Here is a 22,754-nt window from a genome sequence, read left to right as displayed (position 1 = left end):
ATCAGTGGGCGCTCGCCGCCCGCGGGGCGTCGAACTGGGTCTGGTAAAGCTCGTCGCCAAAACCCTGGGCCAGTTCTTCGAACTTGACCCGGGCCTTGCCGGCGAAGGGCTGGCGGATGTTCACCACCTCGGCCACGTCGATCTTTTCGTAGGCCGTCAGAATCTGTTTGGCGATGCCGTACATCTGCTGATTCTTGACCGCGCATTGCTGCACTTGTGTGTCACGTTCGCTCAATTGCGCCTGCAATTTCGCCCGCTCGGCTTCCTTGCCCCGGGCCAGCACCAGCAAGTCCTCGTAGGCTTTCTTGAACTTGCCCAACTGCTCGCTGCTGGCCGCCGCCTGGGCTTGGGCCTGGCTTTGCAGGTTCTGCTGCTGGCCGGCCAGTTGCTCGGCCACGCCGCGGGTCTTGGCCAGCTCGGCGCTCAGTTGCTTGACCTGGGCCTGGGCCTCCCTGGCCGCGTTCTCGGCGGCGATCCGCGCGGCCGCGGCCTGGGCCTGCTCGCTTTGCAGGGCCTGCAACTGTTGGGTGGTGCTGCGCAACTGGGTGCGCAGGCGTTCCTCCATGCCTTCGGCGCTGGCCCCGGCACTGGCCAGCACGCCCCAGGCCAGCAACAGGCTGACCGCCCCTGCCCTCACTCGGCTGTTCATAACCTTCCTCCCGCTTAGAAGCGCGTGTTGAGTTCAAGCTGCATGACGTCGACTTCGTAACGCGGCCCGTAGACTTCCGAGGCGCTCATGTAGCGGGCCGTGGCGTAGATGTTCTTGTCGATGCCGTAGTTGCCGCCGACGAAATAGCCCTTGGCGTTGGTGCCCCCCAGGTGGAACGAGGAGTCGTTGAAGCCGTCGGGCAAGGCGTCGGGCTGGATGTACTTGTAGCCGGCCAGCAGGTTCCAGTCGCCGGACTTCTTCATCTCCAGGGCGTTGCCCAGGGTGAACTGCACCATCAGCGCGTTGCCGCCGCTTTCGAACTGGCCGTTACGGTTGATGTTGTTGACGATCTCGCCCTCGCTGCGCTTGAGCATCTCGCCCTTGTCGTAGGCCAGGTTGCGGATGTAGTTGGTCTGGCTGCGCAGGCGCAGGTCGTCCGGCAGCTCGGTGTCCCAGGCCAGGTTCAGGTCGAGCACGTCGAACTTGGAGGCCAGGCCGACGAACTGCGGCTGCGGAGTCAGGCCCGGGGTGGCCGGGTTGGGGGTGATGTCGCGCAGCAGGAACACGCTGTTGCCCTTCTGCATGAAGGCCACGCGCGAGCCGTCGGTGTCGCAGCCCGGAGCCCCGGCCCAGGGCGCGCACGGGCTGGAGCGCTGGCCTTCGATGTCGTCGAAACGGTAGTAGGCCAAGGCGCCCTTGAGGCTGTTGCTGCGGTTGATCTTCCAGTTGGCGCCGATCTGCCCGCCGAACAGCCACTTGGTGTCGCTCTCGTTCTTGTCGAAGCCGTTGCTGGTGGCGGTGTCGTTGGTGTACTCCACCGGGAACACGCCAAGGGTGCCGAACAGGCCCCAGTCGCTGCTGAGCTTGTGGTTGAACAGCGCCGCCACGCCGTCGAAGTTCAGGTCGTTGGAATACAGCATGTCGGTTGCATAGAACGGGTTGGCGAAACGCCCGCCGGTCAGGGTCAGGTCCTGGCTGGCCTTCCAGGTCAGGTAGCCCTGGTCGAGCCAGATGTCCTTCTTGCCGAAGCCGCCGCCCAGGGTCTGGGTGGTGGACACCGGGTTGTTGTCCGAACCGGTGCCGATGCGGATGCCGGCGGTCCATTCCGGCGAGATCACCGCCTTCATCCCCAGGCGCGCCCGCAGGCGGAACAGGTTGTCGCGGTCTTCGCGGCTGTTGAGCAGCGGTGGCAGCTTGCTGTTGGTGTCCTTGTTGACGTCGTAGGGGCCGTTGTCGTTGAGCTTGGCGTAGTCGACGATCTCGTTGCTGTTGTTGTCGGCAAAGAACCGCGACTCCTCGCGCAGGCGGATGTCGCCGTCAAAGCTGATGCGCGACACCCAGTCCGGAAAGGTGTTGGGCTGGGCCCAGTTTTCCTGCTTGGCGGTGGCCATGACCTCGGCCTTGACCTGATCGCGGATCTGCTCGCGGACGATCGCCGGCACGTATTGCACCCGCACATCCCCCGGCGCCGCCGCGGGGCCGGTGGCCGCCACGGCGGTGGCGGCGCTGGCCTGGCGGGCCTGCTGGGCCTCTTTTTCGGCCTGGGCAATCAGTGCCTCAGCCTTGGCCTGCGGCAGTACCCCCTGCTGCACCAACAGACGGATCAGGTTGATCGTGGCGTTCTCCGAAGGCGCGGCCGCGGCGGCCGAGGCCTGTCCGGCCAGGGTCAGGGCGACCATGCCGAGCGCCAGGGTCAATCGATTCACGGTGGAAATCATCTGCACACAACTCCTGTAGAAACTGCAAATAGGGGTTCGCTCATTCCGGCCGCCGGCCCTTGAGGGACAAGCGCACCGGCAAGGTCAGGGACGCCGGCATACGTTCTTTCAGGCGCGGCGTGGCCCGCAGCGCCGCCAGCACCTGCTGGTCGGTCTCGGGGTTGCCGCTGGAGCCGGCCAGTTCGGCGCGGGTCACTTGGCCGTCGGCGCCGAGCCACAGGTCCACCTGCAGCGCATAGGCCTTCTTGCGCAGCTCCGGGTCCTCGCGCAGCACCCGTTGAAAGGTCGCCGCCAGGTACTGCTTGTAGGTGCCGGTGCCCAGCCCGCCGCCACCGGCGCCGGCCATGCCACCGCCCTTGCCGGCACCGACGTTGAAGCCGTCGTTGCCCGCCTGGGCGTCGCCATCGATCTGCATCGGGTTGGCCAGATCGTCCGCCGGCGAGGGCGGTGCTTCCTCCTCCGGCTTGACCTCCTCGGGGGTCGGCGTGGGTTCGGGTTCCGGCACCTTCTCCTCCACCGGCTCCGGCTCCTTGGGCTTCTCCGGAGGCGGCGGTGGGGGTGGCGGCGGTGGCGGCAGCGGGATGATGGTCGGCACCTTCGGCGCTTCCCGACGCACCCCGGCCATGTCATTGGCCCACTGCCACAGCAGCCAGGCGGCCACGGCCCCCAGCAGCAGCCCGGCGCCCCACTTCAGCAGGCGCACGGCGCGCGGCTTGTGCTGCACCGGCGGCAGCTCGATCGGTTGTTGTGCGGTCATGGCTCAGCCCTGGCTCGGTTTGCCGGTGACCAGGCCGACCTGGGACAACTCCAGACGGCGCAGCAGGTCGAGGACTTCGATGACCTTCTGGTACTGCACCGTGGCATCGCCACGGACGATGATCGGGAAGTCCGGGTTCTGCGCCTTCTCGATGCGCAGGCGCTCTTCCAGCTCGCCCAGGGTCACCGGGTAGGCGTCGAGGAACACCTGGCCGCCGTCGTTCACCGAAATGGCCTTGGTCTTGGCCTCGGACAGCGACACCGAGGCGCTGGCCTTGGGCAGGTGGATCTGGATGCCCGAGACCTGGGCGGTGGCGGTGAGGATGAACATCACCAGTACCACCATCAGCACGTCCACCAGGGGCGTGATGTTGATGCTGTCGACGGCGGCGTCGTCTTCGTCGTCATGGGAGGCGTTCACGGAAGCCATGGCAGTTCTCCTCAGGCCGGAACCGACGCGTTGCTGTGACTGACCCGCCAGTGGGCGTTCTCGCTGTGCTGGCTCTCGCCATGCAGCTCCGCCAGCCGGGTGATGAACTCGTCGACGAACACCCGCATGTCGGCGCCGACTTCCTTGTTGCGGGTGATCAGGCGGTTGTAGCCAAACAGCGCCGGGATCGCGACGAACAGGCCCATGGCGGTGGCCAGCAAGGCCGCGGCCATGCCCGGGGCGATGGCATTGATGTTGACGTCACCGGCCATGGCGGTGCCGAGGAACACCACCATGATCCCCAGCACCGTGCCCAACAGGCCGATGTAGGGGCCGCCGGCAATGGCGTTGGACAGGGTCGAGAGCTTGGAACTCAGCTGCTGGTTTTCCCGGGTGCGCACCCCGTCCATGGAGCAGCGGATGGCTTCGATGGTGGCCGCCGACACCGAGGAGGTATCGGCGCCCTGCTCGCGGCGGGTGCGGATCTCTTTCACCGCCACCAGGTACAGGCGCCACAGCGAGGAATGCTCCAGGCGGCTGGCCAGGACCTGATCGTCGGCGAACATCTCCAGGCGGGTACCAACCTTGGCGAACTGCTCGCGAAACAGCGCATTGGCGGCGCTGACCCGGCCGACCATGCGGTTCTTGCGCAGCATGATCACCCAGGACTGGATCATCATCCCCACCAGCACCAGGATGATCACCCAGGCATCCACCGGCACCGCCTTGAGCAAGAAGCCCAGGCTGCCGAAACCAAAGCCCGACTGTTCTTCATCGACGCCATAAGCCACCAGCTTCGACTCCGCGCCCTGGGCGCTGGCATCGGCCAGGATCAGCGCCGCCGGACGCGCCACCTTGGACAGGCGCAGCTCGTCCAGGGCCCCGGTGAACGGCAGGAAGTGGCTGGCCTCGGCGCCGGCGGCGGGCGGCAGGTCGGCACCGATCGCCAGCACCGAATTGAAGGTGGGAATGGCCTGGGCCAGGCTCGCGGTTTCGCGGCCATTGACGTACAGCGCCAGGCGGCTGCCCTCGCCGCTCAGGGCCAGGTGCTGCCACTGCCCCGGGTTCAGCGGCTGGGTGGAGGCGGCACGCTGGCCGTCCACTTCAACGAAGGGCATGCCCTGGTTGATGCCGACCAGCAGGCTGCCGGCGCCTTCGCGGCGGGCCAGCAGCAGTTGCTCACCGCTGGCCTGATCCAGGCGCACCCAGGCGCTGAAGGTGAAGGCGCCGCCGGCGTTGTGCTGCAGCGACGGGCTGGCCGGCAGCAACAGCGGCTGGCCGCTGAACTGCAAGGCACGGCCGATGACCCCGTCAATCGCCGCGCCGGTGGCGTTCTGCGCGGTGTTGCCGTAGGCGGTGGTGTCTTTGGCCGGGGTGCCGTTGCTGCCGTCGAAGTGGTAGATGGCGGTGTAGCTGGGGTCGAAGGTCAACTGGCCGTTGGCGGTGCTCGGCGCCTTCTGGTTGCCGTAGTACATCCAGATGTCCTGGCGCTGGCCGCCTTCGACCTTGGGCACATCGACCCAGATCAGCGCCATGCCCATCAGCGGGTCGAAGCTTTCGATCTGGTGGTTGAGCACGGTCTTGTCATCGGCGGCGACAAAGCGCAGGTCGGCGCCGTCTTCCTTGACCCCGTCGAAGGTGAAATTGCCGGTGTGCAGGCGCACCAGCAGCGCGGTGCGGCCCAGGGCCTCGTTGATGGCCGCGCCCTGGGGCGTGGTGTCCACGCTGATCTGCTTGCGGTAATGCCAGTCGTCCTGCCACCAGGCATGGGCCGTGGCCGGGAGCACGAAGCCCAGGCAGATCAACAGGCTCAGGAATAAGCGTTGCATGGGAAGGGTCTCCGTAAAAAGTCAGAACGTCGCCTGCACACTGAAGTGCAGGCGCGGGTCGTATTTCTGGGTGTTGGGGCCGTCTTTGAGCGGGTAGCCCCAGTCGAGGCTGCCGGACAGCCACTTGCTCAAACTGGCGCGGGTGCCAAGGCCAACGCTGGCCAGGCTGTACTGGTCTTCCTGCTCCGGCAGCGGCTCGTGCAGGGACAGGTGCGCGCCTTCGGCAAAGGCGTAGAAGCGCCACTCCTGCACATAACTGCCGAGGAACTTGGCCAGGGACGGCGTGCGCAGCTCCTGGGAGAACAGGTAGCCCTCGTCCCCGGTGCGCTCGGCGGCCAGGTAGCCGCGCACCGAGGTGGCGCCACCGGCGGAATACTGTTCGTTGGACACCAAAGGCCCGGAGGCCAGCTGGAAGGCGGTCTTGGACGCCGACTGCCAGTCGTTGGCGAAGGTGTAGGTGAAATTCAGGTCGCCCTTGAGCACCGAGAAACTGGCGCTGGCCTCGTCGCGCTTGTAGTGGAACTCCTCGGCGTCGCTGCCGTAGCCGAAGAAGCGCCGGGTGCCGACGATCAGGTTCAGGCCCAGGCCCAGCTGGGATTTTTCGCTGTAGCGGTAGCCGTTGTAGCCAAAGGTCACCGGGGCGTACTTGAGCGGAATCTGGTCGCTGCTGCGGCCAAAGCGCATCTCTTCCTCGAAGTCCTTGAAGTCCACCCCCACCGACAGCGAGTTGGCCCAGTTGCCGGCCGCGGGCAAGGTGTAGATCGCCGACACCCCGTAGGAATGGCCCTTGCCCAGCACGTTGCTGCCGCCGATGGTGGCGATGTTGCTGTCGGACTGGTAGCCGGAGAACTGCAGGGCCCAGCGCTCGCTCAAAGGCGCGGTGTAGGACCCGGACCAAACTTTGGCGTTGTCGGTGTCCTGGGGCGCGGTGAAATAGGTCAGGGAAATGCTGTGGCCCAGCTGCCAGAGGTTGTCGTAGCCGACATTGACCACCGTGCGCAGCTTCTCGGTGTCGGCGCTGTAGTCGTTGTTCAGGCCGACGCTGGCGTGCCAGGGGTTCTGGTCTTCCACTTGCAGGTCCACGTCCATGGTCCCCGGGCGCTGGCCCTCGCGCACCAGCGGCATGACCTGGCGCCCGGCGCCACGATTGAGCCCGGCCAGCTGGCTTTGCACCGTGGCAAAGTCCGGCACCTGGCCTTCTTGCAGCGCCGGCACCTGATCGCGGATCTCCACCGGCGAGTAATGCTTGGCGCCCACCACCCGCACCCGGCCGACCTTGGTTTCACTGACCTGCAGATAAACGATGCCGTCCTCGACCTTCTGCTCCGGCAGCTCGACGAACACCGACTGGTAGCCGCGCTCCTGATAGACCTTCTGCAGCGCATCCCGGGCGCCTTCGATATCGGCCAGGGCTTTTTGCGGCCCGAGGAACGGATACACCGCCTCCTCGATGGCCCGCGCATCGAGCACGGTATTGCCGCGCACGAAGTACTCATTGACGTCCACCAAGCGCGCCGCCGTGGCTTCAACCGCAACCGACTCGCCCTCCTCGGCCTGCACCGCTGGCGCCAGCGCCAGCACCGTCAACCAGCCGCACAACGGCCACCAGCGCCCGCCACTGCCGGGTCGCCCTGATTTGCCCAGATGCTCCACACCGCCCCCTAAAAAACTGAAAATTGGCGCGCGTTCGCGCATTGCCGTCGCCGTCTGCACAGCGTTTGGCCGCTTCAATTGCTGCTGATCGAGGTGTTTTCGTGGCGCGCCAGCCAGGTGTGCAACAGCGCAAAATTCAGCGAGAACTCGGGCATTTGCAGCAGAGCGCCGCAAAACACTTCACCGATGATTTTCTGGATCAACTGCACCGCCCGCGGGTTGTTCAACAGCGTGGCGATGTCGCGACTCAGGACACTGAAGGCCCAGACCTTCTGGTTCAGATCCAGACCGACGAACCAACGGAACAACAGGTTGTAACTGAGCTGTTCATACAGCTGCTGCTCGCTGGGCACCGAATACAGCAACTGCAGCAACAGAATGTGCATCACCGTACGCGGCGCGATCAGCATGCCGGGCTCGGCATTGAGGCCCTGGAGCAGATCGCGGTGCTGATCCAGCAACTCATCGATCTGCGGACGCAGCAGCACCAGCGAATGCCCCGGCGGGATATAGCTGGCCACCTCCTTCAAGGCGCCCTGCCAGTCATCCTGGGACACGATCCAGACCCACGGCGCGCCGTAGCGATAGACCGACACCGGCTTCTTGCGCGCGGCCTCGACAATCTTCGACAGCCGTTGATCCAGCTCCTGCATGCCCACTTTCGAGTAGCGTTCCATAGTCCCCATAGCCTCACTCCCGGCGTCCCGCCTCGGCTTAAAAAAGTGGCCTGGCGGCCCCCTCAAGCGCGTTACATACCCAAGACGTGCGTGGCGATGTGCTACCGAACTTTTGTCATAAAAGCTTCATTCACAAAGGCCAGTGGAAGACGGAACAACGACATACAGGAACCTCGTAGGAGCCGGCTTGCCGGCGAATGCAGCCGCCCGGACAACGCTGAACTGTCTTTATTCCGCGCACGACCAGACCGCCCTCTTCGCCGGCAAGCCGGCTCCTACGGGAAGGAATTGTTGAGCTGGAGAAGGCTTAAAAATGCGCCGCCCGGACGGGCGCGCCGTTAGCCGTGGCTCTGGCTCTGGCTCTGGCTCTGGCTTTGGCTTTTGATCTTGATCTTCAAGCCCCTTCCCAGCCGGCCGAACGCAGGCGTTGCGCAGGGGGCAGCTCGGCAAGGATGCCGAGCTAGCCGCCACCCGGCCATGGATGGCCGGTTGGCGGCGGCCCCCGGAGCAATGCCGGAGAGAGGGAACCCCGAGCCCTAGCGAGGGGCCCATGGAGGGGCAAGCCCTTTTGGTTACTTTTACGGCGTTTGGTAAAAGTGACTCGCTGTAAGAGCGAAACCGCCAGCGGCCGCACCCGCAGGAATGGATATGTACCCCCAACCACCCAGAAAAACTGGCCGGCTCACAGGCCGCCAAGTCCCCCTCCGCAATCCTACAAAACTTGCAGACCCGTCTGACTTGTCCCCCCAAGACCCACCGTCCATAGTCCCCACTCGCCCCAATGGCGACCGGGTTTGGCGACCTGGAAATCAACCAACAGGCAGTCACGCTTGCAGCGCTAGCCGTCGAACATTTATGGTCACGGCTGATTTTCTATGGTGGCTGTGCGCGGGAGACCTTCAGGGTCTGCCGGTTTTCTGTTGGTTAATCCGGTTCGCCAACCTGCGTACAGCTGCCACCCTTTCGTTTGGCGACGATCTGAGCAGCTCCCTTAACCAACAGCGGAGTGATCCTCATGAACCAACGATTTATTCCCATCACCGGCATCGACTGCCTGATTCCCTGCCTGTTTATAGACAAGGCCGCACCATTGGACGTGCTGCACGCCAACGGCGCCGCACGTTTACTGGCCGTGACTCAACTGCTGGAAAGCCTCTCCCGCGCAGAGCTGAGGAATACTGACGATACCGATCTGCAACATATCTCCAACGCAGCGGCAATTCTGCTTCGTGACAGTTGCGACCTGTTGGGAGTGATGGGCTGGCGCCTTCAAGCCTGACGCCTGGGCGCTCCGCGCTGCTTGGTAGCGCGGAGCGTTTCAAATGGGGTCTTGGACTTTTTAGGGGGGAAAGTCTTTTAAAAGTGGCTGCAATCGGCCAGAAGCAGCCTCTCTAGGGAGTCAAAAAAATCAGCGCCGACTCAGTGAGTCGGCAGGTCAGATCATGCCTTTAGGCTTGGCGGTAGCGCTGATGATAGCGTCTTCTTCCACTACGGTCTGAACGAAGCCTTTCGTTTTAAGAGCGTTGACCAGCCTCACGTTGAGAACGGTATTAGGCACCTGGATTTTTTTGACATTCGGTGAAAGCTTTGTGAAACCGCCATCAGTCAACATACCAAGAATCAGGGATGCCTCTGCCCAACTGCACGATGGCAAGCATTGGATCAGAACTTCAGAGCGCTGAGCTGAGGTAAGCCCCTCCGCACTTGCAAACTTCTTGAGTGCAGGGATAAACGCTGAAGGAAAGCTTACCGAGTGTTGATTAGCGAGGCGGCAGGTTTCAGCGACCTCTTTGACGGCCTCATTGTCGGTGTCGATGACTTCAATCGGTAACGCCGTCCACATTTGGATCTTTTCATTTAGATCAAGCGCACCGCTTTTACTGAGTGGCACTGCCATGCTGAGCGACAGTTGAGTTAGATCAATATGGTCGCGTGCCTCAACCCAATGTGCCGCGAGATAAGGAACTTCCAGATCTGCACTGAAAGTCCTGATGCTCTCACGGATCTCAGGGCTGTATGCCAGAAAGGCGGCGGTTGTGAGCATCTCCCAACGCTCCCTCCATTCCAGTCCTTTGAGGATCAACGTATCGCTCAAGACGATATCAGCGAACAGCACTTCAAGCGTTTCGTTAGATAATCCTGTTGGGGCGATTAAGTACCTCTGCAGCTCTTGATGCAGGGAGGTATGGAGGCCCCAGAGCTCCCCTTTTAGCTCCTTACCATGACGCTGGATAAAGCTTGCGAAAGCCTCCATATCCAAGGTTTCGCAACCATTATGCTCCAAAGCGGGTACGAGTATGTCTTTGAAGAATGTCCACACCGCGCCGACCTTCACTTTCACCCGATCAGACTGGAGTATTTGCGCCCACAACGATGGGGTCGTGTCTTCAAGCCGGTCGAATGTGCATGTCGTTCGATCAAACAGCTGAACCACGACATCGGACTCGTCCGTCTCTTCCACGATGGCCCATAACAGTTCTGTGAGGGAGTCCGCCGACTCATCCAGCGTGCCAATTTGGGCTAAAAGTGTGATTGCAAACTCCTCCGCAGACTCAAGGAGGAGTTCATTCAGCCCCTCAATCTGAAGGGCCTGCAGTCGACGATAGGAAATGATGTTTTCACTGAGATCGGCTTTACTTGCATGAGCGGATTCGCCTTTTTGGCAAATCAGCGTGAGCAGGTTCAGATTTACTTCAACACAACCCCATTCGATCAGCTTCTTGAGGTCGTCCAGGACGATGCCATCATTTAACGCTGAGAAACGCACCGGCAGCTCTCTAAGCCAAGGCCAGCCTTTACCTCCCGCTTCAAGTCCAGGCATCAAGCGCGAGACGTCTTGGATACTCGCAATGGCATCACAGATTTTCATGTCCGGCGCTGAGTCAAGCCTTCGGAGCTGTGCAACCTCTAATCCATCCATGAGTGCACTGATCAGGGTTTGCCTCAGTAAAGTTGATTCGAATCGCTCAGCGTTCAATAACGCGCGGAACAATTCAGGCTCCAGAGCAAAAACAGATTGAATGAACTTCGGTGATGTCGCGGTTGATATCAAAAATTCGGTTGCTTGCGCCATTCTGCCTAGGTGCCCTTCCAGCCCACTCTTGAGAATAGTCGCGAGCTTACTGCGCTCATGGCTCATGCCAGAATCGTTGTATGGACAGCCAGAAAGGTACTCAATCAGGGCGACAATGATGCCCCTGCCATCGCTCAGATCATCTATATCCAGCTTTTCCACGGCCTTTTTCGGGGAATTGATTACAGTCGCGACATCAACGGAAACACCACGTCTCAATTCCAGGATCAGGTTTTTGTCTTCAGATGTGAGGGATCCTGCGTAGAAGTAGCCGAAGTAATCCGTGTAATCGGTATCGAAGTGTCCGTGGCGCATCAGGTACACAACAATGTCCAAGCCGTTCAGCTTTTGAGAGATGACATCGCCGTAGTTTTTTTTGGCTGCTGCCCGGAAGGTTTGGTGATTAATTCGGCTTGCCTCAATTCGGTGTTCGGCCATTTCATCATCGATATCAACAAGGGTTCGTTGGAGCAGATCAAACCTTTTTGGGTATGACGTCGATGTCAGTAGTTGCTTAGAGTCAAAAGGTGCTGCTCTCTGGACTGCATCCCCGTACCTATCGATGATGGCCATTGTTAGATTAGTGCTCTGAGAAAAAATCGACTCAAAAACATCATCCTTAACAAAGTCGGTCAACGAAAAATTAACGCCACTTGGCATCCAAACATGGGTAGCCGCAATGCCGGATTTTTTAACAAGTTCTAGCCATACGTACGCCCGCAGCTCATCCACACTTCCAGCGATTTCCTGTACCCGCTTTTCACGCTTTTCCCGCAACGCCTGGTAGGCATCCTCAGCCTGTTTGGACTGCTGGAATCGCCACTCACTGAAACCTTGGATGGTCTCGTAAATGGCGCCACGTCGTTTGACCAAGTGTGCGTATTCATCAGGATGCAGATTGCGAATCGCGATGATTGAAAACAGCTTGTTCGGATCAAGCTTTAGACCGGAGCCGCCGCTGAGAATGCTGGAGAACATGTCGAATTCGTTGACGATATTCTTGATCAACCGCATGTCATCGATGAAATAACAAACGGTTTCGACCAACGTCTCATTAAGCCCAACGTCCAACGCGACCCCATTGAACTGTCGCTCACGAAGCATCTTGAACATTTGCTCGCGAGAGTTCTCTGAGTTGACCACGGGGATTATCGGGATGATCAGGTCAAAAAATTTCGTTTTCTCACCGACGGCGAACAGCTCATCACGAAGCGCATAGATGAAGTAAACCGGTCTTTTGATCTGCGGGGACTGCTTGATGATGAAATTGATTTCCCGCAGACGCGTGAAAACGTCGTGAATTCCGAATCTGTCGAGATCCTCGATGACCACGATATCGATTTTACTGCGTTCAAAGCAGTAGACGATTTCGTCAACATTCTTGTGCAACACTGAGCCGTGGTGTGTCGTTTCCAGTTTTCCGCCCTTGATCGTAAAGCCGTCAATGCTGAACAGGGACAACAGCTTCAGAGCCGAGAACAACATGTAGATGCCACCGCCCCCGAACACCACAACGGCCATCCACCCAGGGATCCATAGAAGCCATTCGAGCAACCACGCTGGGTCAATTTTTGGCAGTTTCTCGACTGTTGGGACGTAAAGCCTCAGTACGCTTACGATTATAAGCACGTAGAAAATGGTACGCACCCATATACTCGACGTAGATGCCTGGATGATTCGCTTCAATCTGCTCTTCGGCAGTTCATTTGACGGTACCGCGTACAGCAGTTGCTGAACGATAGTTTCCTCGATACGCGTCAAAATGTCCGACTCGGTTTTTTTCTCAGCACCTTTGAGGTCGGTGGTGTTTGAGTTGGAATCAGCGGGAGCGACAGGAGCATCAGTTGAGGCCGACTTTCCTGCCCCACCTTTGTTTAGATCTTTGCCGAACGCGGCCAGCGATACAAATGCATAGGTAAGCTCAGGGTGACGTTCGACAAACGTACGTATGACGCTACTTTTGCCGGCGCCGTACTCACCAGTAATCGCGATATTGCGAATCTGATCGTTGCTAAGCGCGCTCAGCAGCTCATTCTCGTAACGCTGGGATCGATCCATCTCCAAAAGTACAGGCGTTAGCGGCTCGAAGACATTTTTACCACCGGGCACAGCAAGGTATTCGCGCGCGGCGGCTGCGGCTTTTTCAACAGCTTTTCTGTAGCGTTTGTACTGTCCCATTGCATGATTCACTCGCGAGCTGACGCACTCGCACTTCGAAGTAAGCGCCTGAGCTATACGACGGAACATCCCTGTCTCCTATGCCGCTGGAAGGCTGTTCGGGGGAACCGCCAAAATAGTCTTCACTTAATACCCAGTGTCACTGAGGTACGTGTTTGTAGAAATTTTACCGATGATAGCGCACCGCCATCGCTGAATGGGACGAACTCTCTGCTGCTTCCCCTAAAGCACATCTTCTGGAGACCTCGCATGCCTAGATTTTTCGCTGGATCTCACCTCATTGTCGGCCTCGGTGTTTATACCCGCCACGTTATAGATGTCGAGCACGATCAGGTGATCCAGTACATTGGCATTCGGACGTGAGCGGAGTGTGTGAGCGTCCGCTTTTGGCCGTTTGCAGCCCTTCCTCAGGGCCGCTATCGGCCAGGAACGGCCATTTGGCTACCCCTTCACAGAGCAGACATTGCCTACGGCAGTTTTCCGGGATACTGATAGGTAAGATGCTAAAGGGTTGAAATTCATGCGCTTGCGCCTGCAAAGTCAGCGTCAGAAATATTTTTTTATACGGACAACTGTGTCTGTGTGAACCCTGTTAGGCATTAGGAGAGTGTTTTGACCATCGCAGACGTATTCATTATCGAAAGTCTGACAAAGACGGATGAGGTTAAACATCGCTACGAAGGTCAGCGGCTTGCCGAGCTTCTAAGGCTAAGCGGCAAGAATCCAAAGTATTTTTACTTTCAGTCGAAGAGTGAACTGCCTCACCTGCTCAAGCTATTTAAAATTTCTGATTACCGTTATCTCCACGTCTCTTGCCACGCATCCTCTGACATCGTGGCCACAACGAACGAGAATCTTTCCTATGCGGAGTTCGCAAAAATATTTAAAGGCTATCTAAAGCTAAAGAGAGTTTTTTTCTCAGCGTGCGAACTCGGCAATGAATTATTTACTATCAGCTTGGCTGAAACAAACAAAGGCATGCGCTCTGTTGTGGCTCCAGCAGAAGACATTGGTTTCGATCATGCCGCTGCCATTTGGGCTGCATTCTACGTATCGGTCTTCGCGAGAAATGCAAATTCAATGTCAGGATCAGATATTCGCCAGAGAATTGAAACTCTTTGCGCTCTATTCCCAGTCGATTTTCATGTTTCGACACACCAACCAAAGTCAGATACCTGGCGACACACGAAAATTACAAAGACCTTGTTAAAAGGTAACGGCGCCAACACCAAAAAAACCTCTGAAGCAACAGAGGCATAACATGCCGGTTAGCTCTACGTTCCTGAATGGTCACTTCTCCAAAGCCCGGATCGCTACGGATTTTGCCGGTGCGCAGTTCGAGCATTGAAGAAGACAGCCAAGATGGTTGCGCCCTGAAACTGTAAGGGACTTTAAATTTATATAGGGAATTACTTATGCAGTGCTTATTTAGCGGTGAAAATCCTGACACCAAAGAACATGTGGTGCCAGTCTGGCTTCAGCAAAGAATGAAGCTTGGAAAAGAAACTTTCAATCTTCCAAATGATACGTTTTTACAGTACCGACATGCAGTGGTTCCTGCTAAGGGCACACATAATACAAAATTTTCGGAAATCGAAACGAGAATATCTCAAGGGATATTGAAGGGCGAAGAGGTTTATTTATGGGCGCTAAAAATCCACGTAGGGCTTCTAGCCAGAGACTCAACCCTCAAAGATGATATCAAAGATCCAAAATCAGAAACCATAATTGATTTGAGTGGGTTCGGCTATCATGTGAATGTATTTCGCACCTTATACCGTAATTGGGCTAATGGCGGATCTACTGATCCATCACCATTCGGGAGCGTGTTTATCCTCGACTCGTTGACCCCGGAAAACCATTTCGACCTAGTCCATTGCGCATACACTGGTGCGCTAGGGATTGATATTGGCAAGAAGTTTATATTTGTCACTTTTTGGGACCGAGGGAGAACCTTGAAATCAAATGCGCTGACTCTCTGGCATGAAGATCAAGTCCTCCGAGTTGAGAAACTGAAAAGCACTTCAGAGCATGGCGCGCATTGCCACCTGGCGCATCGAATCTGGTCCTGCGAAATAGCATATTTTCAGTTTCGAAGCAGGCCAAACTCGATGACCATACTGAAAACTCCAAATAAAGTTGCCGCACCTTCATATCCGATTATTTCCGCTCGACCAGTTGATATATTGGAGTATGTTTATGTGTGCAAAAATTTTGGTCTTCAGCGGGATTTATCAAAAGGGAACAACTCATATACTCAGTTCACTACTATCGAAGAAGCTCTAGAGGCTGCAAACCTTAAATCCTCTATTAAAGACTGAGCGGATTTATAACGCTAGGTACGTGCTAATGCATTTGAGGCCGAGATTTACCATTCTTAAATGGCTGCTATCGGTCGGAAGCAGCCTTTCGTGGATGACTGCTTTTGGCCGGTTCCTGCCCTTCTTGAAGTGCAGCTTTGTGAGACTCTGTACGAAAACCCAGAACTCCAATCATAGCCCCTCGCTGGCTCAGTTTTTGTAGAGCCCCCACTACTCCACAAGAAGGAATTCTGCAATTGCAAAGCGTTACGAGTTCTCAGATGAGACCTGATACAGGGTTGCCGATCTCTTCAAACCCCACAGTGGGCCATACACACGCCTGTAGCGCAGGTCAACGACCACTGTCTTGATGCGCATGTTCGTGGAATCTGCCCTCGCCAGTGGCCCATTCCTACCCTGCCGGCGTCATCTGGACCGCTACACAACGCCCTTTAGTTCGCACCTTCTCCACCAGTCGTGCTCTGTTGACGAACACATTGATTTCGCAACTGCCTGAGTGCTGCACGTCTTCCCAGTATTCTGCGTGCACAAGTTGCCCGTTCTGCGGCCCCGTGTAAGTACCCGCTGCCTCACGTGAAACATAGCTACTGTCACGTACATATCTGAGCACGACCATGTCTTCCTCCGGCGCCACCAAGATCTGCCTTGGCACGCCGAAGAAGTCGATCAGTTCGCCCACCGGGCGATCTTTCCAGGCACTGCTGGCCGACAATGATGCGCAGCCACTGAGCAAGGTGGCGAGCAGGGCCAACATAAACAATCGGTTCATAAGGTCTTCTCCCTGAAGGCCAGGTTACTTGGCAGACATCTGCGCGAAACCTTCATCAATCTTCTGCATGATGGCCGCCTTGGCTGCCTCGCGGTTCAATATCTCGAAGAACTGCGGCCCTGCCTTGCTCATTTGCGACGCGGACATCACACCCAAATGCTCCATCTTCTTGGCCTGGCGTTCAGTCGGCTTACAGACAAAGTCACGGCTTTGTGCCAGCCAGGCGTCAGGTTTGCTCTGCCATTGGCTGGAGTACTTCGCATTGCGAAATTCATTGAACACGCTGTGGAAATCCGCCGCACCCATGATGCGCACGCGGTTCTTCGCACAATCGATTTCGACATCGTAAGCGGTGAAGTTGGGTTTACCGGGCTCTTCGTAAAGTTGATAGACACCCAATGATTTCGCGCCACCTGGACGATTGACGATGTGAGTGGGGTCGCCGTCGGCGATGAAGACCTGATTCTTACCCAAGGCCCCCTGGTGGTGAACGACCCAGTAGTCGCCCTTCAGCACTTCACTCGCCTGGGCAGCGAGGGCACTACACAGTAATGCGGCAGGCAAAAGCTGCCTTGTAAAAGCGATCATGGGGGCGGTCCTTTGCCGTTATTTTTGAAGGCAATAGCTTCGCCCCCTGAGCACGTTGCAAAGGGCTATCTAGCACATCCGTCCTATGCCTTTGACGAAAACAGCGGTCGCAAGCCCCCCATGGAGCAAGCCCGCGGAACCCTCGCTGCGCCGCCAGGTTGGCCATGGCGTTGGCCCTGGTGGCCGAGGAACGTCCGCAAGTGGCCGATAGCTGTCCTCAACCAAAGTTTGCCTTGGGTTGAGGATTCAACCGGTCGACGCAACAGATTGGCTAAATGGCCCTGCAGGCGCTTCGTATTTCAGTTTTTTGCGAGCTCATTACGGATCAAAACTGAGTCGATGAGCACGAGCATTTTCGCGGACAAAAACAAGCAAAGTGCAATCTGCCAGACCGTCTTACTTTTTAAACACCACCCTATATATGTTCCAAATATTCCAAGGAAACCTCGCCACCGAGGTAAGGGCCGTCATCACTGCAATCCATTGCCGGCTCGTCAAAATCAATCCATACACTGGTCATAATCCTGTCTTTTCCAGCCATAGTTCGTTGAGTAGCAGATAACTCCACTTCACCACTCAGGGCTTCTTTTATATATTCAGGAGGTAACGAAACCACTCCAACTCCGCCATTCGGCCACCACAAGTGAGGCTTAACTTTTACCCTGTCACCATCATTGAATTTCATTTATTCTCGGCCATGCTACCGACTTTAATTTGCCATTTGACGCTTGGTTGAGAGACGAGCTTCAACCCGTTTCGGTGAGCAAAGCGAACGACTTGAACCCGTTGTCAAATGCTCAACTTCGCCCGGCAAGTACAACACAAAAACCGAACCCCGGCTCGGCCCGTTCCACCCGCCCTCCATAGAGAGATCAAGCCAGCCTATGCACTGTCACAACTTCCTCCTGGGGCATATCGAAGTCGAAGTGCAGGGACGCGCCTACGATCTGCATAACTTCTATAACGCCAGTGCTGTCCAACACGACGTCCTGAAAGGCTCGCTGACACTGACCTTCAACCGTCTGCAACAAGACTGGGTGCCCGCCGAAGAGGCACGCCAGATCATCCTCAGCTTCAGTCAACTAAGCTATTTCTGCGCCGATGCCAGAGAGCTGAATGCCTTCGAGAGCGACCTGGGCTGCGTGCATGCCATAGGCGTGGTGGAAGCCGGCGCCGCCACCGAGACCTTCTACCTCTCGGACCAGTTCCCTGCGGATCATCACCTGGTGATTGAATTCACCTCGGGCCTGATTCTGCGTTTGCAGGCGCAAGAGGCGCAGTGCGCCTTGTTCTTCTAATGAGCCAAAAGTATTAGCCGCAGATGCAATTCACTCCCGAACAACTGGCCCACAACACCGGCACCAGCGCCATGGACAAACAATGCCAACAATGACTGCCGAGCCTGACGGCGTCTGAGCGAATCGACGTTCTCAAACGCCTGTTGCCACTGAACTTCAGCTATGCACCGCTATTGCTGCAGGCCACGCAGTTGTCCCGGCAGTAAAACCAGCAACTGTTCAAGCACTGGCTGCGCACCGAGCACCACAACACCGCCCAAGAACTGATCAAGCGCCTGCAACCGCTGTTGGGGGAAGAGACGCTCTGGCGCATCTCCTCGCAAGAGACACTGAGAGCCCCATGAGGCCCAGAACTAAGCCTGCCTAAGCAGTAGGCAGAAATGATGCGGCGCTTTTGTCTCATTACAGACCTGAATTTCACAAAAAATCAGAGATTGGCCCGCGTCTTGAGAAAGACCAGATAGTGTTCCTCTTCAGCAGCAAAAATATCCGCCCCCGCCCCCATGTATGCACGCATCAGCTCATCTGCTGCGTAGTCTTCTTGACCCTCATCAAGCAGGACCTGCCCGAGTCGCAGATGCAAAAAAGGATTACCAATACCTCCTGGGCAGGTCATTGCATACTGCAAAGCTTCACGGGCTGAGGTCTTGAATCCTGATAGAAAGCAAGCATCCGCGATAGCAGCCAGAATCCAAGTTGCAGCCTCCCAGTCGTTTTTGGGCTCAGGGATCAACAACCAAGCTTTGTTGTATTGGCCAATAGCCTCTTCAAAACAACCCGACTCAGCCAGCAGGTCGCCAGCGGCACTGAGCTGTTTGATTTCTTCGTAAAGGTCCGGACTTAATTCCCCGTCATTGTTCATCATTACCACTCCATCGGTTTGTTTTAGCCAAACATAGGGCCAAGTCAGGTCTTTGTGCAGGTGTACCCCGCCACCAGCATAAACATCATCTTTTGCGGGTTCTCACAGGGACAAATTAACTCGTCAAACATCAGCGCCTGTGGCCACGATCTTCTGGCACATCGCGTCACAGAAGACCCGAACCGCACCCAATTACCACAGCAACAGTCGCCTGGAATAGCCGCGGCTCCTTTCCCTACCATCCAACTCAACCCCCAAGTCACCATGAACGCAGCAACGGATAAACCCCGAGAGAACTGACCGGTTCTCAAACCGCCAAACCCCGTAGCGCAATCCTACAGAACTTACAGAGTCACCTGACTTTCCCCCCAGGGCCCAACACCCATAGTCTCTCTCGGCTCGCCAAACCGCATTTAGAGTGCCCCTAGCCCTGCTAGCTTCCAAGAACCGCAGACACTTAGGCAAAGCTCCGACCAAGTGACAGGGCGTTTCCATGCTGCCTTTCTGAGCATCAGTTCAATAGCGCCCTATCGCCCTACCCCAACTGTAAAAAGAACCGGCCAATCCCCGCACCTGCCCTCTCTGAAAAGTCCTCATCCAGAAACAGATACCCCATGCCATCCGAAAGCACGCCTTTATGCTCAGGCAGCGCTACATCCAGATCACCCCCATAAATGGAAACCCTTCTGCGCCCTGCCCCCGCCAAAACAGGCGACTGCAGCCAGGCATCCACGCCATCCAGCTTGGAAGCCAGGTTCTCATCATCATCGGCGTCGCCATTCACCTCCAGCCGCACCGTCCCGCGATCTGAAATCGGCTGAGCCGCCTCATCCCGCTCGAAACCGGCTCGCGAATAGCCCATGACAACCGCTTCCGAGCGCCCCTGGACGGCACGCAACTTTCGATAGTGGCCGACCTCGCCCGGCAGGTACGGCACAAAAACCGACACCCAATACCCCCCATCAATCAAGGCCTCTGAAAACCAACGTCCAGGAAAGGCCATGAGGTGGGTCAGCGGCACTCCATCAGGCGAACGGGGCCAAGCCAGATCGGTCGGCAGACAGGCCCCGCCGCCGACATAGGCATCATCTTTTGCAGGCGTTTCACCGGTAAATATCAGCTCGTCAAACATGCGTATCTTTGCACTCAGTCATGGGTTGCAGCCTTCGTTAACAGCCCCAGGCCAATACCGGCTCAAGGCTTCAGGCCATACACCTTGCCTCGACAATCCACCCTCAATTCCTCCAGAAAGGGCCGCAACTGCGCCTCCTCCATCAACGCCAGCAACTGTCCAGCCGCCTCCCGCAGCAACTGCCACTGCCCATGTTCGAAGATCCCCCGATCGCCACAATGAAAGGCCGCCTCGGACAACCCATTGCATTGCCCCCAGAGGCTTTGCAGCCCAGCCCGGACTTCATCCGGCAAGGCACTGGCGCACGTTGCTAGCAGCGCCTCCAACGGCAACATCGCCATGGACCAGGCCTCACAGGCGGGGCAATCAGGGATGCTGGCCTGCTGAGCCTGCGCATCCAGTGCCAGAACCCCCAGGGCATCGATCGCCTCGCCCACCGCCAGCACCCGCTTGTACTCATCCTGCCCGTACCACTCCCAGACAGTGGTGGAGAACCCCATATTTTCGGCTCCGAAATTCGTCCGGGCGAATATACCGACATCACGGTCCTTTCGCGCATCCTGCAGCCTCGCCGCTTGTGTCGCGCTGCAAACTCTGGAATTGTCTGCCCCTTTGACCACGCCCCCCATCCCCATGAACCCACGCCTCGCCCAGCTTGTGTGCGACTACCAGGCCAGCGTCCGCTGCGCCGTCGAGTTGATGCAGCAATGCGCCATCCCCCTCCCCGCCAGCAACAGTGACTGGGCGGGGCTCGATATTCCGGAGCAAGGGCAGCTGACTGGCGGCGTTCGTTACTTCAAGCACGGCTATGGCTGCGCCGTTCACCTGCCAACGGCAACGGTGAGCTTCGACTTTGGCGAGCAGGGCGAGATCGACGGCGTCACCCTGTCCAGGCTCGCCGGCTTTGCCGAGAACCGGCTCGCGCAGTACGGTTTTACCGATGAGGATGAGCTCAAGCAGTGCTTCGAGCAGGAAGTGGCAGCCGGCTCGCTGGTGTATTCGGGCTATATCCTTTACTACCTCGCAACCGCCACCCCCCAAGCGAGCAGGCTCGAAGATAGCCACACCCCTTCATCACCCGAGCAACCCGAGAGCCCATCATGAAGTTCACCTCAGCCGGCCAACTCATCGACCCGCGAACCGTCGGCTATCGCAGCCTGGGCTTCGGCGAGGCGCTGTCGATCCCGGCATCGCCCTATGAACTGCGCATCAACCACAGCGATCTGCCGCCAGGTTTTCTGGACGTCGCCGACACCTTCAACGCCGAATGCAGAACCGACGATCTGGCCCAAGGCTTTATCGACATTCCGCAACTGGCAGAGCTGGACTACCCAAGCTTCAGGGCGCTGCTGCAAGACCATCCGGACCTGGCGGCGCGCCTGATCCAGGACTATCTGTATTTCGAGCTGTTTTTTTTCCTGTTGCCGAACTCAAGCGCACTCAAGGTGGTGATCAACAGCATCACCAGCATCCACTCAAGAGACAACGTCATCATCCTGAGCGGCGAAACCTTCGCCGCCAGAAGCGCCGGGCAATGACCGGGCGCTAGCCACAGCACAGGCAACCGCTGATCAGGGGCTGATCGGGGTCGCTTTCAAGAAAGGTGACTCTGACTTCCACGCCCGCTCGCAGCGGGGTCGTTGCGCAGCGCCAGTTGGCGGCGCCCCCAAGCCAGCAGCTGCTTTTGTCATCGAACCGTCCCTCGCGGTCCCAGGGAAACTTGACCTTGAGCCTTGCCAGGCGCCGATCACCGCGCAGTGCCTCGTCGTCCACCGCGATGACCACTGCGGTCTGGCTGCTCACCTGGGGTTTTTCGTGCGCCGAAGGCGGACGGTAGGCCAGGTCCCAGGGCACCAGCGTGAAACGATTGCGGTAACCCGACTGCCGGCCATCCCCGGCGCTCGGGTTGTCGACGGCGTGCTCGTCCGACAGCTGCGGTTGGCCGCCTGCGTGGATGACCCGAGTCAGCAGCCATGCCTCATTGCGCTCCTGGCCAGGGGCGCCACAGAGGTCCACAACATGGCCGCTGTGCAGTTCGGTGCGCGAACCCTGCCCCTCCACCTGACGATAAGCCGCGCGGCGGTACTCGCCGGCCGGCGGGCTGATCGCTCTGGCGGGCTCGGGCATGACCGCCGTGGCGGGCTCGATCCGCGGGAAGACCGCCTGATGATCGCCAAACACCAGCACGTGCCCTTGAGCACTGTGCTGGAAGTGAAAGTGAATCCCCTCCTCCTCGCACAAGCGCTGAATGAAATGCAGGTCCGTTTCACCGAACTGGGTGCAGCAGTCACGCTTGGGGTAGGAGGAACCCAGCTGGAAGCGGTAGGCGTCCCCCAGGATCCCGTGTTCTTCGAGTATCAAGGCGACGATGGCCGGCACCGAAAACTGTTGATAGATGCGCTGGTTGGTGCGATGGCGCAGGTAGGACAGATGCGGGACCAGGGCCAGATTGTAGCGCTGCGGATGCAAATGCTCAGTGTCTTTGCCGATGTGATAGATGCGTCCATGAACGCCGTTGCCCTGGGGGTCGAAGGCCAGAAAGGCCTCGCTGTCGACCAGGCTTTGCAGCTCCTGCTCTGGTCGCTCGCAGACAAACTCCACCTTGAAGAAGTAAGGCTTGCCGATCGCCTCCTCGCCGGTGAAGGCAAGCACTTGTACCTCCTGATCAAGTGCGTCGAGTGTCAAGCTGAAGTGCGTTTGATGGGCTGGGCTGAACATCCACTGTTCTCCTGTTGCTTGAGGTGTTGAATGGACGCAGGCACAAACCGCCATGCGGAAAAGTTGTTCTCCGCATGGCCAGTACATTTCATCGAATGTTTTA

General features: G+C 57.9%; 21 protein-coding genes. 6 read left to right on the top strand and 15 right to left on the bottom strand.

Annotation, left to right across the window (positions count from 1 at the left end; genetic code table 11):
• Position 1 precedes the first annotated feature (1 nt).
• From ACMGG8_RS18450 to ACMGG8_RS18420, 7 genes are read right to left on the bottom strand one after another with little or no spacing between them, the layout of a single operon-like run.
• The gene (locus ACMGG8_RS18450; RefSeq protein ID WP_414158104.1) at positions 2-649 is read right to left on the bottom strand and encodes a DNA repair protein; all 648 of its coding nucleotides are present in this window, start codon (positions 647-649) and stop codon (positions 2-4) included.
• Positions 650-663: 14 nt separating this feature from the next.
• Positions 664-2,367, bottom strand: coding sequence for a putative porin (locus tag ACMGG8_RS18445; protein ID WP_414158103.1), 1,704 nt, complete (start codon positions 2,365-2,367; stop codon positions 664-666).
• 40 nt (positions 2,368-2,407) lie between these two features.
• Entirely contained in the window at positions 2,408-3,124 is a 717-nt protein-coding gene (locus tag ACMGG8_RS18440; RefSeq protein ID WP_060839481.1) for an energy transducer TonB, read from the bottom strand.
• A 3-nt stretch (positions 3,125-3,127) separates the two neighbouring features.
• Entirely contained in the window at positions 3,128-3,553 is a 426-nt protein-coding gene (locus ACMGG8_RS18435) for an ExbD/TolR family protein (protein WP_011061113.1), read from the bottom strand.
• An 11-nt stretch (positions 3,554-3,564) separates the two neighbouring features.
• Complete coding sequence (locus tag ACMGG8_RS18430; protein ID WP_060843714.1) at positions 3,565-5,382, bottom strand: DUF2341 domain-containing protein; 1,818 nt, start codon at positions 5,380-5,382, stop codon at positions 3,565-3,567.
• A gap of 21 nt (positions 5,383-5,403) precedes the next feature.
• Complete coding sequence (locus tag ACMGG8_RS18425) at positions 5,404-7,077, bottom strand: ShlB/FhaC/HecB family hemolysin secretion/activation protein (protein WP_414158102.1); 1,674 nt, start codon at positions 7,075-7,077, stop codon at positions 5,404-5,406.
• Positions 7,078-7,109: 32 nt separating this feature from the next.
• A complete protein-coding gene (locus ACMGG8_RS18420) occupies positions 7,110-7,712 on the bottom strand; it encodes a transposase (RefSeq protein WP_060839484.1) in 603 nt (200 codons plus the stop codon).
• Between the two features lie 1,015 nt (positions 7,713-8,727).
• On the opposite strand from ACMGG8_RS18420, the gene ACMGG8_RS18415 reads away from it, so the two are divergent.
• The gene (locus tag ACMGG8_RS18415; protein ID WP_414158101.1) at positions 8,728-8,991 is read left to right on the top strand and encodes a short-chain dehydrogenase; all 264 of its coding nucleotides are present in this window, start codon (positions 8,728-8,730) and stop codon (positions 8,989-8,991) included.
• Positions 8,992-9,147: 156 nt separating this feature from the next.
• On the opposite strand, the gene ACMGG8_RS18410 is transcribed toward ACMGG8_RS18415, so the two are convergent.
• A complete protein-coding gene (locus ACMGG8_RS18410) occupies positions 9,148-13,032 on the bottom strand; it encodes a hypothetical protein (protein ID WP_414158100.1) in 3,885 nt (1,294 codons plus the stop codon).
• Positions 13,033-13,575: 543 nt separating this feature from the next.
• Here ACMGG8_RS18410 and ACMGG8_RS18405 point away from each other — a divergent pair.
• Together ACMGG8_RS18405 and ACMGG8_RS18400 are read left to right on the top strand one after the other, a co-directional pair.
• Positions 13,576-14,223, top strand: a complete 648-nt coding sequence (locus ACMGG8_RS18405; RefSeq protein ID WP_414158099.1) for a hypothetical protein — start codon at positions 13,576-13,578, stop codon at positions 14,221-14,223.
• Positions 14,224-14,378: 155 nt separating this feature from the next.
• The gene (locus tag ACMGG8_RS18400; RefSeq protein ID WP_414158098.1) at positions 14,379-15,284 is read left to right on the top strand and encodes a hypothetical protein; all 906 of its coding nucleotides are present in this window, start codon (positions 14,379-14,381) and stop codon (positions 15,282-15,284) included.
• A 391-nt stretch (positions 15,285-15,675) separates the two neighbouring features.
• Here the strand turns inward: ACMGG8_RS18400 and ACMGG8_RS18395 are convergent, their stop codons facing one another.
• The 3 genes from ACMGG8_RS18395 to ACMGG8_RS18385 form a co-directional block, all read right to left on the bottom strand.
• The gene (locus ACMGG8_RS18395) at positions 15,676-16,053 is read right to left on the bottom strand and encodes a hypothetical protein (RefSeq protein WP_235760075.1); all 378 of its coding nucleotides are present in this window, start codon (positions 16,051-16,053) and stop codon (positions 15,676-15,678) included.
• Positions 16,054-16,077: 24 nt separating this feature from the next.
• Positions 16,078-16,641, bottom strand: a complete 564-nt coding sequence (locus tag ACMGG8_RS18390) for a hypothetical protein (RefSeq protein ID WP_414158097.1) — start codon at positions 16,639-16,641, stop codon at positions 16,078-16,080.
• A 415-nt stretch (positions 16,642-17,056) separates the two neighbouring features.
• The gene (locus ACMGG8_RS18385) at positions 17,057-17,326 is read right to left on the bottom strand and encodes a hypothetical protein (RefSeq protein ID WP_414158096.1); all 270 of its coding nucleotides are present in this window, start codon (positions 17,324-17,326) and stop codon (positions 17,057-17,059) included.
• Between the two features lie 199 nt (positions 17,327-17,525).
• Between ACMGG8_RS18385 and ACMGG8_RS18380 the strand changes: the two genes are divergently transcribed.
• On the top strand, positions 17,526-17,939 hold the full coding sequence (locus ACMGG8_RS18380) for a hypothetical protein (RefSeq protein ID WP_414158095.1): 414 nt from the start codon (positions 17,526-17,528) through the stop codon (positions 17,937-17,939).
• A gap of 427 nt (positions 17,940-18,366) precedes the next feature.
• Here ACMGG8_RS18380 and ACMGG8_RS18375 read toward each other — a convergent pair whose 3' ends face one another.
• From ACMGG8_RS18375 to ACMGG8_RS18365, 3 genes are all read right to left on the bottom strand, one after another.
• Entirely contained in the window at positions 18,367-18,804 is a 438-nt protein-coding gene (locus tag ACMGG8_RS18375) for a tetratricopeptide repeat protein (protein WP_231978956.1), read from the bottom strand.
• Between the two features lie 532 nt (positions 18,805-19,336).
• On the bottom strand, positions 19,337-19,933 hold the full coding sequence (locus ACMGG8_RS18370) for a hypothetical protein (protein WP_414158094.1): 597 nt from the start codon (positions 19,931-19,933) through the stop codon (positions 19,337-19,339).
• 62 nt (positions 19,934-19,995) lie between these two features.
• Entirely contained in the window at positions 19,996-20,433 is a 438-nt protein-coding gene (locus ACMGG8_RS18365) for a hypothetical protein (protein WP_414158093.1), read from the bottom strand.
• A gap of 133 nt (positions 20,434-20,566) precedes the next feature.
• Between ACMGG8_RS18365 and ACMGG8_RS18360 the strand changes: the two genes are divergently transcribed.
• Positions 20,567-21,037 carry a DUF6896 domain-containing protein gene (locus ACMGG8_RS18360; protein WP_414158092.1) on the top strand — a complete coding sequence of 157 codons (471 nt, stop codon included), beginning with the start codon at positions 20,567-20,569 and terminating at the stop codon, positions 21,035-21,037.
• Complete coding sequence (locus ACMGG8_RS18355; protein ID WP_414158091.1) at positions 21,034-21,471, top strand: hypothetical protein; 438 nt, start codon at positions 21,034-21,036, stop codon at positions 21,469-21,471. Before ACMGG8_RS18360 ends, ACMGG8_RS18355 begins: the two co-directional genes overlap by 4 nt.
• Before the next feature lie 7 nt (positions 21,472-21,478).
• Here ACMGG8_RS18355 and ACMGG8_RS18350 read toward each other — a convergent pair whose 3' ends face one another.
• Complete coding sequence (locus ACMGG8_RS18350; protein WP_414158090.1) at positions 21,479-22,651, bottom strand: contractile injection system protein, VgrG/Pvc8 family; 1,173 nt, start codon at positions 22,649-22,651, stop codon at positions 21,479-21,481.
• Between the last annotated feature and the right edge of the window lie 103 nt (positions 22,652-22,754).

Origin of the sequence: Pseudomonas sp. BNK-45 (assembly GCF_047456255.1) — a bacterium.
In the GTDB taxonomy this organism is placed as follows: domain Bacteria; phylum Pseudomonadota; class Gammaproteobacteria; order Pseudomonadales; family Pseudomonadaceae; genus Aquipseudomonas.
The sequence above is the reverse complement of the archived record's forward strand: the minus strand, read 5'-3'. Positions and strand labels throughout refer to the sequence as shown.